General features: G+C 34.1%; 9 protein-coding genes. 8 read left to right on the top strand and 1 reads right to left on the bottom strand.

All coding sequences use genetic code 11. The features are described from left to right. Positions 1-101: 101 nt before the first annotated feature. Entirely contained in the window at positions 102-1,157 is a 1,056-nt protein-coding gene (locus tag HF638_RS27660) for a hypothetical protein (protein WP_169483105.1), read from the top strand. 146 nt (positions 1,158-1,303) lie between these two features. On the opposite strand, the gene HF638_RS27655 is transcribed toward HF638_RS27660, so the two are convergent. Further along, positions 1,304-1,552 carry a helix-turn-helix domain-containing protein gene (locus HF638_RS27655; protein WP_211175821.1) on the bottom strand — a complete coding sequence of 83 codons (249 nt, stop codon included), beginning with the start codon at positions 1,550-1,552 and terminating at the stop codon, positions 1,304-1,306. 288 nt (positions 1,553-1,840) lie between these two features. Here HF638_RS27655 and HF638_RS27650 point away from each other — a divergent pair, with 288 nt between their 5' ends. From HF638_RS27650 to HF638_RS27620, 7 genes are all read left to right on the top strand, one after another. Continuing rightward, positions 1,841-2,728, top strand: a complete 888-nt coding sequence (locus tag HF638_RS27650) for a DUF4007 family protein (protein WP_169483104.1) — start codon at positions 1,841-1,843, stop codon at positions 2,726-2,728. 2 nt (positions 2,729-2,730) lie between these two features. Then, the gene (locus HF638_RS27645) at positions 2,731-6,201 is read left to right on the top strand and encodes a P-loop NTPase family protein (RefSeq protein WP_169483103.1); all 3,471 of its coding nucleotides are present in this window, start codon (positions 2,731-2,733) and stop codon (positions 6,199-6,201) included. A 4-nt stretch (positions 6,202-6,205) separates the two neighbouring features. Further along, positions 6,206-7,081 (top strand): hypothetical protein, encoded by an 876-nt coding sequence (locus HF638_RS27640; protein ID WP_169483102.1) that lies wholly within the window; start codon positions 6,206-6,208, stop codon positions 7,079-7,081. Positions 7,082-8,167: 1,086 nt separating this feature from the next. After that, positions 8,168-10,342 carry a DEAD/DEAH box helicase family protein gene (locus HF638_RS27635; protein WP_169483101.1) on the top strand — a complete coding sequence of 725 codons (2,175 nt, stop codon included), beginning with the start codon at positions 8,168-8,170 and terminating at the stop codon, positions 10,340-10,342. A gap of 182 nt (positions 10,343-10,524) precedes the next feature. Further along, positions 10,525-12,519, top strand: a complete 1,995-nt coding sequence (locus tag HF638_RS27630) for an AAA family ATPase (protein ID WP_169483100.1) — start codon at positions 10,525-10,527, stop codon at positions 12,517-12,519. A gap of 5 nt (positions 12,520-12,524) precedes the next feature. Beyond that, positions 12,525-13,064 carry a hypothetical protein gene (locus HF638_RS27625; protein WP_169483099.1) on the top strand — a complete coding sequence of 180 codons (540 nt, stop codon included), beginning with the start codon at positions 12,525-12,527 and terminating at the stop codon, positions 13,062-13,064. Between the two features lie 26 nt (positions 13,065-13,090). Then, the coding region (locus HF638_RS27620; protein ID WP_169483098.1) for an RNA ligase family protein at positions 13,091-13,363 on the top strand (273 nt) is incomplete at its 3' end.

Below are 13,363 nucleotides of genomic sequence, written 5' to 3'. Positions count from 1 at the left end.
ACAATTAGAGAGTAGTTCAAATAATAAAAGTTAGTTGTTTTTTTGGTCATAGGCAGTTGATTCTTTGTGAATCAGTAAATATAGAAACGGAGCAATGAATTATGATTTCGGATTTATTTAACCAAGTTGGGGCAATTGTGAAATCTTTAGTTATAGGTTCTAGTGATGGTATTATTTCAATTGTGACAATTATATTGTTAATAATTATATTTAAATTTTTATTATTGAACTACAAGAAACAGATAGGTGATTCTACTAGCAAGGAGAATTATAGAAAAAAATCAGTACAAGAGGAGGATGATGATGAGAAAGAGGAGTCACTGATAAAAGTATTCAAAAAGGCTAATTTGATTACACCTAGAGACTTTTACCTTTTTCCAGAAGCATTTGCTCACCTTGGGTTATTAGATTGGAGAGTACTATTCAGAGTGTTCTTAACTTTGGTTATAGAGCATAAATCTTTGAAAGAGTACTTTAATTATGAGATTAATTATAAGCCCAAGGATGCTGCTGATGAAAATATGGGAGTCAACATTAAAATTAATGAAATCATAATAACTCCCAATAAAGAAACTTCCATTAATTTAACTATACGAAATAATCAAGGTTTTCAACCTTTGGCTATGAATGTAAAGCTAGCAACAATAAAAAAAAATGAGTACTTTGTATTGGAAATAAATGAGGGGATTATTCCTATTGAGGAAATTGGAGATCCCAATATATTTAGTAGAGAGGGTTTTGATACTAATGAAGAATACAACACCACATTGTATTTTAGGACAATGGGGCGAGATAATATTAGGAATTTGAAATTAATCAAATTTAAGATGAAATTAAAACATTCCAATAAAAGAAAAAACAACGTAACGGATTATTGCATTCCTATAAACATTACACAAGATGCATTTACTGATGTAATAGTAACATTGAAGAATGAACTTGACCTAGAATCAGCACAAACTATTCTGAATTGTGGTGGTATTCTTATTCCTTTTTTTGTTCTATCGGTGATAATATTGAGTACTCTTTCTTGTTTTGGATGGATAGGGTTTATGCTTGGTATTATTGTTACATTTTCATTGATGATTCTTGGTATAAATTTAAACTCGAAATTTCATCAATTACTATATGATATAAGGACAGAGTCAAATAAATGAGTCCTGAAGATCTCAATTTTGAAAACCGCGGGTAAAAAACAAGTTTAGATAAGTGACAATGCCTTCTACTCTACGAGTGGTACATAAATATTCAATTGTTTCAGTGGTTACTATGTAGTAAGAGAAAGAACAACCATCAAATTTAATTATTTGTGGTTGTTCTTTCTCTTATAATATGATTCTTCGAACAAGTAGAATAACTCCGAAACAGAAAGTTCTAGTGCGCTTGAAAGAGCCAGAATTTTAGATAAGGAAGGGTTTTTGTGTCCTCGCTCTATTTCGCTTATATACGATCTGTCCATATCGGCTTTCAAAGCCAGATTTTCTTGGCTGATATTAAGTTCCAACCGTCTATTTCTGATTATTTCCCCAAAGATGACTAATTCGATTTCCAAGAGGGCAACTCCTTTAATTTGACTAATATTAAAGGTATCATAAAAATTTCTTGGAAATTATGTCAATAGGCTATAGCCTACAGTGAAAGTCAGTGATATAATTTTGATGTCTATAGCCTACAATGATAGAAAGGCATGAAGAATGCATTCCCAAAAAAACAATCAAAATTGACCGTTTCAAGAATGTATGTTCCTATTAAATGTTGTCTATCTTGGTCGAACTAGTGTATAATCATCCCTGGAAGGTATTAACCAGGGATGAATCCCATTTGAAAGGAAGTATCATGCATGGCATATGCAAGGCATCAAAGTTTCTACTTGAGAGATAAATGGCTTAGTAAGGGTTTAAAGTCAGTAGAAGGTAATAGTCGTTTCTTTTACAAAGATGATTCTTTTGAAAAAATTGGCCTTGGTAAAAATATGGTTGAAGCCTTAAAATATTGGCTTTTTGCTTTTGGAGTTATAGAAGAGAAAATCGAAGATGGTCTTAAAGTACATTCTCTTACAAATTTAGGGCAATTGATCTTTCGGTTCGATAGAGTTTTGCAACATAATGTTACTTTATCAATCTTACATTATAAATTAATTTGTAATGATAATGATCAATCTACAGTATTTGATTGGTTTTTTAATACCTATAAGGAAACGGCTTTTAAAAAAGTGGACTTGAATTCTTCGTTTGAAACTTGGGTTTCTTTGAATGAGTCTAAAGAGATTTCTGATAAATCATTAAAAAGAGATATTGATTGTTTGATTCAATTTTATACAAAGCAGCCCAATGAACTTGATCCTGAGGATGTTACGTTCAGCCCGTTTTCGAAATTACAACTGTTAAAAATTGAACCTTCAGTTAGTGAAAGAGAAACCATAAAAAAAATTTCTCCTGATATTGAAACTATAGGTGTTAACGCTCTGTACTTTGTGCTTCTTGATTACTGTCATAAAAACAAGATTGAATTAGTGAGTATAAATGAAATTGTTAACGAAAAGTATTTGTGGGGTACTACATATAATTTGTCTCGGAACAAGATTATAGAGGCTTTAAATGTGTTAACTAATCATGACAAGTATCCCATACAATACGTTCGAACTAACAATTTAGATTATATAAAAGTTGCTCAGATAGAGCCAATGGTTTTTTTGAATGATGAACTTGGCAAGAGAGTGGTGTTGTAAATATGACTTTTAAAACTAGTGTTAACATTAAATTTGATATAGGCAATACTGTATTTATTAAGAGATATATATCTACCCCATCTCATGCAGAGGCTATTAATGGGATTATTGAGGGTTTTATTAAAGAAGATGCAAATCGAGCGCATATTTTGGTTGGCCCGTATGGAACAGGAAAATCTTTATTAGCAAATATAATTGCAAGTATGGTTTCTAAATCAGTATCTTCAGAGGATGTCAATTCACTTGTTAATAAATTCATACAAGTAGATGACAGTACAGCTCATCATATAAGTGAGGTATCTCAATTAGAGCGTCGCTATCTTCCTATTATACTGAGTGGGGACGAAGGACGGTTTAGACAATCCATACTTTCAAATCTACTAAAAAAGCTACATGAAGAAAACATACATGTAACCTTACCTGGAGTAAGTTCAAAGGTAATTGAAACGATTACTAGTTGGAAGCAAAGTTTTCCTGAGACATATAATTTGTTCCATACCAGATTACTTTCGGAAGGTAAAGAAATTGAACCTTGGATTACCGAAATAAATAAACAAAATGAGAAAGAGATCTCCTACTTTTCTGAATTATACTCTCAATTGACTTCGGGTGCTTCTTTTGACATTGATTACAATCAAAGTTTTATAACTCAAATAGAATATGTTTTAAAAATACTACACGAGAATAATATAGGTGTTTTCATTGTATATGATGAGTTCGCGCGATTCTTACAGGGACTAAATGATTCAAAATTTAATGAGGCTATGCAAGATATTCAAGACCTCGCCGAGATTGCTAACCGCAATGAGTTAATACATCTATTGCTTGTTACACATAAAGGTCTTCGTCAGTATTTTAGTGGTTTAGGCGAAGAAGCAATTAGTGAATTTCAGCGCATAGAGAAGAGGTTTAGACAATATTTCATTAAGAACGATCAAGCTACGTTTCTTCGTTTAGCTGAAATTGTTATATCTGAGAATTTAGAGAATAAACCTGAAATTAGTAATGAGTTGTTTGAATATAGCCGCGACAAATTAAGGGAGTATACTTTATTCCCAAGCTTAAACCAGACAGAAAAGGAAAAATTGATCTTGAAGGGGATGTATCCCTTACATCCCGTCTCTCTATTTATGTTGCCGCAGTTAACGAGTGTTTTTGGACAAAACGAGAGGACATTATTTACTTTCTTGGAAAGTCAAGATAGTGGTGGGTTCCATAATCACATAAAAAAAACGAATAACTATTATTTGCCGCATCAATTATTTGATTACTTTTTCCCTGATTCGAGAGATATAACTTCCGAGGAATTAGCTGGACACTTTTTACTGTTGAAAAAGGCTATCGCGAGAATCCCAAGTGATCTTCTACAACAGGAGTTAGCTATAAATTTAATAAAGTTCGTATCACTTTGGAATATCTGTGGATTACAGTCTGAAGTAAGATTGACGGATGAGTTTATATCATTTGTATTTAATGGAAATAACGCAGACTTAGAATCAGTTATTCAAATATTAAGTGATAATAAAATACTCAGATACAATAGAGTGAGTAATTACTGGGAGTTGTTTGCAGGTAATTCCGTTAACCTACAGGAAAGAATAGAGTCAGACAAAGCCTCTTTGCAAATTAATAAAAAAATACAAAAAGAAATAATGTTCAGAAATTTAAGCAAGAAATATTATTTTCCTCAACAATATAATGATACTAAAGGTATGACAAGGTTTGCTTCAGTACAATTCGTATGCGACTTAGATATTCCAGATTACAAGAGTATAGTTGGAGAACAAGTCGCTGACCTTACGATTCAATATCTATTGCTGGGTTCTGACTATCATAACAATGAAAAATTTGAAGAGATTTTAAAGATAAGTAAAGAGAGTGGTACCCTCTTATACTTACATTCTAAGCCCTTAGTGGTTATTCAAGAGGAACTAAAAAATATTTTTGTATTAGAGCAACTTTTGAAAAATAAAGCATTTATCGAAGAAGATAAAGGTATTAAAGAAGAGATAATTCTTCTGCTCAATGAATCAAAATTTATGGTTTCTGATTACTTGGATGAAATAGATACCTTTTCAAAAGATTCATGGTACTACAACGGTGAAAAGTTGAGCTTTATAAACGATGTGACGTTGGGTGATTTCCTTTCAGAAAAGTGCCATGAATTATTTAGATACACACCGGTGATTCTTAATGATTCGTTCAACAGGACTATCATATCTTCCCCCCAGAAAAATGGTGCTATTAAATTAATTGATCTAATGATGGAGAAACCCCGTTTTGAAAGGTTTGGCATTGAGGGTAATGGCCCTGAGTATAGTATATACGCGTCAGTGTTTAAAAATAATGGGCGGTTTGACTTGAATATAAACAATGCCGAGTTTCAAAATATTCAATACGAGCCCTATGCTGTTCTAAGACAGCGTTTAATAGAATTATTGGATCATAAGCCGTATGGTGAATTTAAAGATATTATTAATTTGTTTACAGACTCACCTTTTGGGATCAGAAAACCAGTTGTACCAGTTTTGTTAGTGGCGATGTTAAGTGATAGGCTAAGTGAATTTATGTTGTACAGCAATGATATGTTTGTACCAGGGCTTAATGGGAATAAACTTTTTGAAATCATCGTAGAAATAGGAGCAGGTCAATATCAGTATAAGTATGAAAGAATTGATGAAAAGCATATTGATTTCTACAGGAAAATAGAAGTGGAGTTTTCTAATTCCACAGAGGGAAGACTTGTTAATAAATCTCGGACTATTTTTATCGCTGGAACATTACTAAAGTGGTATAGGACTTTACCGAGGTATACGCAGCTATCAAACAATGTCGACGATCAATTTAGTTGGTTTAGAGAGTGTATCCGTCGCTCGGAAATTAGTCCACAAGAAAGTATGAAAATTCTGTTTGATAAATATTATGATGAATTCGATAATATGGTTTCTTTAAAAGATTATGGAGAAAGCCGCATTAATGTATTAGGAAAGCAACTCGAAGATAATATTTGTTCTATCTTAGGAGTAAACAATTTCAATGAGCTCTCTGGGTGGCTTGGTAAACACGATTTGAATAAAAATCCAAGAAACAATCTATTAAATTCTTTAAACAGAGCCCTACACAACGAAAGCGATCTCGAATCTGGATGGTTAATACGTTTCGTAGAAATGTATGTTGGTGTACGGCTTGAAGATTGGTCTGATGCCACATATGATATTCTTATTAATCAATTGAACCAGGATATTTTAGCACATGATACTCAAGAAGATTTAATAAAAACGGATGAAGGAATTCCAGTACAGATTGGTCATAGTAAAAAAATAATAAATGAAGTAGACTTATCTGTTAAATCTAAAGTGATGTATGATAATTTAGATAGGCTAATTAGTGTTACAAAAAAGAGTGTTTCTCGGCAAGAATTAGAATTCGTAGTTTACAAAATATTCGAAAAATATGTAAGTGACATGGAGTGAGGAAATGGACGGAACTAAAAAAAGAAAAGTCCATGTGGCTATGTTTAGTGGCGGAGCAGGAAGTGCGTATGTAGCACATCATATGGTTCAAACTTATGGCAAAGAAAATTGTGTTTTGTTTTTTACAAACACTTTATGGGAAGATGAAGACAACTATCGATTTATGCAAGAGGTAGCTGATTATATAGGGATAGAAATTACCCAGAGAATTGATGGCAGAACACCAGAAGAGGTTTTTCATGAAACTCGATTCCTAGGAAATGCAAGACTAGCAAAATGTTCCGAAGAACTAAAAGTAAGACAAACGATTATATTTTTAGAAGATGAACTTAGAAATGAACAAGATATAGAGCCTATTCTTTATTTTGGAATAGGTCCTCACGAGAGTCATCGAGCAGACAATTTAAAGGATTTTTATAGTCATTTTCCCTTGGAGCCTATTGAAACTAGATTTCCTTTAATTGAACTTTTTAGAGAAGACTTAGACGCAAAAGGTATTATTCAAGAAGAGTGGGGAATTAAACTCCCAAGAATGTATACTATTGCTGAACAGCTAGCTGAAGAAGGCAATGAAAATGCTGAGATTTTAATTAAACACAATATCAAAGGTTTTTCTCATGCGAATTGTGCGGGGAAATGCGTTAGGGGTGGCTTCCAACACTATGCTATACTCTATGCTATCTGGCCTGAACGTTATAAAGAACAGGAAGAGATGGAAGAACGTTTTAGAGATTCCTTCAAGAAAAATGTTTCAATTCTCAAGAAAAACGCTGGTCCCTACACATTAAAAGAGTTCAGGGGAAAGTTAGAATCAGAGGGATTTGAAAAGTATCTATTTCAAGAGGATGCTGATATTCCTTGTGTATGTTCATTTTCATGAAAACGTAAAGAGCATAACCCCGTCAAGTAAACAATAAAAAGAGAATTTCCCTTTAAGTGGCGACCTTTTCCCTGAATACAATGGGAGAGAGGTCGCCAAGTTTATTATGGAAACGTTCCTCGTTAAAAACGGAATAAAATTTCTTGATTTAACTCCTATTGCTCAAAACAGGCTTCTCCAAATTTTTCTCGATTTTCATACGGGAAAAGAGCGATTCCATACAAGCGTTGTCGAAGCAGACTCATCGACTGGAATGGCTTTCTTTCATTTTCTCTTCAAATAAGTGGTATAGCTTGGGAGAGTATACTGAAATCCCGAGCTTAATGAAGCAAACTGCCGGGGTGGCTCTTCAGCTACTTCACCTTGTCCGTAACTAACTAGAGTCAATTCGTTGGAGTAAGCTCCCAAGCGAAAATCTCATTATATACAGGTCTATCACAACGGAGAGACAACTAATTCATATATAGGTAACGCCGGTCAACTCGCTTCTGCAGGGGAGCTGTAGCCGAGTTGACTGGATAAGACATTGCGGAATAGTATCAACGGTCTTCGGCCAGTAAACTGACGGTTCTTTCAAATCACGAAACGAATATTAAGCTCTCTTATCAGCGACGGATCTCCTTTTGATTCTACACCAAGCCTTCTCTCTCCAATCTGGTAAATGCCCAGAATATCTGCTTTCAGACCAGCATCTCAGTCAACTTGCTTCGTTCTGCTGGCGTTAGTCTTCCTCCATTTGTAATAAGCTGCACGTGTGATTTCAACGATTCTGTAGAACAACACACGGGATTATACGTCTAGTCTTCTTCAACTCGCAAATAAAAAAGCTCTCTTTTCGTTTTTTAGCTGGCATAACAAAAATCTTCTCCGGTTTCTAGTATTGAGTTCTTTATAACATGATTTCTTTTTTTATGTCTACCTTTAGGGGGAACACCATCGTGAGTCAGACTTTCTTATTAATTTATAATATAGGTGGATTTGCATACTTTATAGTACTATAGTTATAGTGTAATACATAAAGGGAAAATTAGACAAAAACAGGTTCTTTAGTCACGATTTTTGATTTTTTAATTATGGGGGCGTTCTATGGGATACAAAGATATGTACATAAAAAAAGAGTATAGATCATTTTCTGATGATATAGTGAATAACTTTTATATTCCATTGCTAGATAAAGCGAATTTATATCAAAGAGCAGTAGGATTTTTTTCTTCCACTGCATTAATAGAGATCTCCTACGGTATTTCAAGGATGGTGGATAATGCTGGTCGTATTCAGTTAATAGCTTCCCCGCGTCTTCAAGAGGATGATATTCAGGCGATTGCTAAGGGCTACGAAGAGAGAGATGTAATAATTGAACGGGCAATTTTAAATGCAATAACTGAACCGAGGAATTATTTTGAAGAACAAAGGTTAAATTTGTTGGCGACTCTTATTGCCCAGGATCGCTTAGATATTAAAATAGCCTTCCTCGAAAGCGATAAAAAAATCGGAATGTATCATGAAAAGCTTGGATTAATTTACAGTGAGGACAATGAAATAGTTGCCTTTACAGGTTCCCTTAATGAAACGGGAACAGCCTTTTCTCATAATTATGAAACAATTGATGTATTCTGTTCTTGGACAGAAGACGCGGAGCGTGTCGAGGCTAAAAAGTGTGCTTTTTCCTCCCTTTGGAATAATACAATGTCAAAAATGAAAATTATAGATTTCCCGAATGTGGCTAGAGAGAAACTCCAAACCTATAAAAAAAAATATATAGATTTAGATGTTGATATTAAAGAGTATCCAAATGAAATTTTGATGGAAACTAAAACGGTTTTTTCTACAAACAATGATATATCTATTGGACCAAGAGCTCCTGAAGGTTTTCAGTTTCACGATTATCAAACCAAAGCAATTGATGCTTGGGAGAAACAAGGGTTCCAAGGAATCTTCGATATGGCGACAGGTACAGGAAAGACTTATACCGGTCTTGGGGCAGCGTCACGTTTGTCACAAGTACTGGATGATGAATTGGCAATTATTATTGTTTGTCCATACCAACATCTAGTTGAGCAATGGGTAGGGGACATCGTCATGTTTAATCTAAAACCTATAGTTGGGTATAGTAGCTCCGCTCAAAAGGATTGGAAGCAACAACTGAGTATTGCTGTACGTGACCATAAGTTAAAGGTGAAAAACAGAAGAAATTTTTGCTTTATTTGTACTAATGCTACATTTACATCCGACTATGTACAGTTGCAGATTGAAAAAATGAAAGGAAATATTTTATTGCTGGTTGACGAAGCTCATAACTTTGGATCAACAAGACTGAGCCTAATGTTAAGTGAAAAAATTAGTTATCGTCTGGCTCTCTCGGCTACTTTAGAACGACATAATGATGAAGAAGGGACAGATAAATTAAAGGGATATTTCGGACCTAAATGTATTGAATACCCTTTAGAAAGAGCAATCAAAGAAAAAAAGTTAACACCATATAAATATTACCCTATTATAGTTAACTTAAACGAGAGTGAGCTCGAAGCTTATACTTTGTTATCTCAGGAGATAAACAAGTGCGTTATAGTTGACAAAAATGGAAAGAAAAAATTATCTGAGAAGGGTGAGAGGCTGGCTCTCAAAAGAGCGAGACTTGTCGCCGCGGCAAAATCAAAAATTAGTAAACTAAAAGAAGTTATTCAGCCATATGTACACGATAGCTACCTACTTATATATTGTGGTGCTGCTTCTTTGTTGAATGAGAACGATGACTATACAATTGTTGATGAAGACGATATCAGACAGATTGATGCGGTAACCCTTATGTTAGGAAATGAACTAAATATGAAGGTCTCACAATTTACATCTAAGGAAGATGTAGAAGAACGTGAGATATTAAAACGTGAATTTGAACAAGGAACTAATTTGCAGGCGCTTATCGCAATTAAATGTCTAGATGAAGGTGTAAACATTCCTAAAATAAAAGTTGCATTCATCCTGGCTAGTACGACAAATCCAAAAGAATATATTCAGAGACGTGGGCGTGTTCTCCGTCTTGCTGAGGGTAAGGATTATGCTGAAGTTTACGACTTTATAACAACACCACGCCCTTTAGACGAAGTTTCATCGTTGACTATTGAAGAGATGAAGAAAGATTATTCTCTGATAAAAAATGAACTAAACCGTGCTGATGAGTTTGCTAGAATTGCAATGAATGCTATGGAAGCAGACAAGATCCTTCAAGAAATAAAAGATAGCTATTACCTGAACGATGTCTAAATTGAATAACTGAGGGGAGCAGAGTTTTTTATGATTGACACGCAAATTCAAATAGATAAGAAAAAAGCAGATCGTCTTCTGAAAAAGTTGATTATTATGGAAAAGCAGAATCTTAGGACTAAACAACTTAATAATGCTGAAATGGTCAGGAAAATTAAGAAGGCCATTGAGGAGGAAGTAGAATGTTACTAAAATCCCTTAAGCTTATTAACTTCCGGCAATTTATCGGAGAGCAAAATATTGAATTTGCTACGAGTGATGTAAGGAATGTAACAGTTATCATGGGGGAAAATGGGTCAGGTAAAACTACTCTTGCCCAAGCGTTTACATGGTGTCTGTATGGAGACACGGATTTTGAAGATAAGGTAGTAGCAAATCGTGCTCTGGAAAAAAAGTTGCTGCTAGGCCAAGAGTTACAAGTTCGAGTTGAGATTAACCTAGTACACAGTAATAATGAATATACTATTGTTCGAGAACAACTCTATAAGAAGGATAGTGTAGGAAAGACGAAAGCTAACAATGCAACTTTTAATATAATTTACAAAAAAGATGGACAGCAAGAATTTGTCAGGGCTTTAGAAGTAGATTCTTATATGAAGCAGATATTACCAAAAGAGTTGTCTAAATACTTTTTCTTTGATGGGGAACGTATAGGTAATATGAGTAAAGAAATAAAAAAAGGAAGAAGTCAAGATTTTGCACAGGCAGTAAGAGGTCTGTTAGGGCTTAATGCATTTATTGCAGCTATAGAACATTTGAAACCTACATCTAAGTATGGAGTAATTGGTAGCTATAATGAAAGCTATGATTCAAAAAGTGATATAAGAATCGCACAGTATACTCAAGAAATTCAAAACGCCCAAGATGAAATAGAAAGGATTGATAAAAGACTTAGTGAAATAAGTACTGAAATGGAGCTAGCGCAGGAAAAATGTGACGAGATTAATAAAAAATTAATTGGGATGGCCGAGACTGAGAGACTTCAAAAGGAAAAACAACGATTGACTGAAATACTGACTAAAATAAAGCAGTCAAAGTTCTCATCAATGGCAAAGATGCTAAAGAAATTCAATACTAACCCTACATCTTATTTTGCTAAATCATTAATTTTCAAATCATTAGACTCCCTTTCGAAATCAAACAAACTTGATAAAGGGATTCCAGATATGCATGCACGTACTATAGAATTTCTTATTAAACGTGGGGTTTGTGTTTGCGGTACAAAAGTTGAATTCGGAAAAAATGCTTATAATGAGTTAAATAAAGCATTAGAGTATTTACCACCTCACTCTATTGGTATGTTAATAAATCAGTTTGTGACCGAATCTGAATCCAAAACCAGATCATCCAATGATTTGTTTGAGTCTATAACAGACGAATACAAGTCTATAAGGGACAGTGAAATTCAGATTGAACAGTTGACATCGGATATACAATCCATTGAAAAACAAATAGAAGGAAAGGAAGGCATAGGTCACCTTCAAAAGGATCTTTCACGTTATGAAAAGACTATTCGAGATCGAATTGCTGAAAGAGATGAACTAAATAGAAACAAAGGGGCATATGAGACTAATCGTGATCGTTTAATTACTGAGCGGGGTGAGCTTACTCTAAGAGATGAGAAAAACAAAAAAATAGAAATTTATAAAGTATATGCACAATATATGTATGATGAATTATTAAGAGTATATAAACAAAATGAGAATGAAACTCGCCAGAAATTAGAGCATTATGTGAATGATATTTTTAAAAGCATTTATGAAGGTGGTATGTCAATAAATGTGGATGAAAACTACAATATTCAGGTCATTGTTGAAGATGATAGTGGTTTTAGTAATGATATTGAAACTTCCACAGCGCAAAGTATCTCTGTCATATTCGCATTTATTTCTGGAATTATAAAATTGGCGCGAGAAAATAGTGTGGAACGAGATAACGATAGCAAGCTTCTTGAATCGGAGCCTTATCCATTAGTCATGGATGCACCCCTCTCAGCATTTGATAGACGTAGGATTAAAACAGTATGTGATGCTCTTCCAAGTATTGCTGAGCAGGTTATTATTTTCATTAAAGATACTGATGGAGAAATTGCGGAGGAAAACATGGGAGAGAAGGTTGGAAAGAGATACTTGTTTGATAAAAAGAATGAATTTGAAACCTATCTAATCGCGAGGTGAAAACATTGTTATTTCAGAAAGAGTATTCTTTTCGTGGGTCTCACGCAGACAAGGTAAATAAATTAACATCTCAATTTGATGATAATGGGATATCAAAGATATTTAATCGAAATATTGATGTCTATATTTTAGCTCCACTAATTGGTTTCTTGTATGGAAGAACTGCTAATCTTGATAAATCAGGGAGTAACACCACAAAGATATTCCCTGAACAGTTAATTAAAGACGATTCAATATTAAAATATAATTATCGACTTCTCATGCTGCTAGACGAAAAAAACGAACAAGACTTTGAAAAAAGGGTGGATAAGGCTTTTAGGAATTATGGTGATGAAAGTGAAGAGACACTAGCTGATGAACAGTCTTACAACCAATACGTTTTAGGTGGAGTTGAAGTACTATATGAGAAGTTAATTGAAGGTGCAACGACTCCTGAAGATTATATGACTAAACTATATGACTTCATGGAACAATTTAACGAGAGATACAATGAGACTATTACCGATGAAAAAATTCTGGATTTGTGTGCTTTGGCTAGAAGTTAGCACACACTCTTAAGTTGGTGTTTTATATGGGCATAGGCGAAGCTAGGAAACAAGTTTCATCTACGTTAATTGAGCTAGCAAATAAAAAGGGATACATCACTTATGATGATATATTGAAGAATGCAGATTCTGCCTCTTTACCCATAGACGAAGTGGAGCGGCTATGTGAGATAGTTATTTCTGAAGGCATAATAATTCGTGATAATGATGAATTAGTTATAAGACGGATTGTCAAACCAAGTGCGACAGTTCTTCTGCGAAAGATTCGTGAGCGGTCTTCCAACCCAAGCATTTTCGTG

Source organism: Paenibacillus sp. SZ31 (assembly GCF_012912005.1).
In the GTDB taxonomy this organism is placed as follows: Bacteria; Bacillota; Bacilli; order Paenibacillales; family Paenibacillaceae; genus Paenibacillus.
Note: the sequence above shows the minus strand (reverse complement) of the source record. Positions and strands in the feature narration are given on the sequence as shown.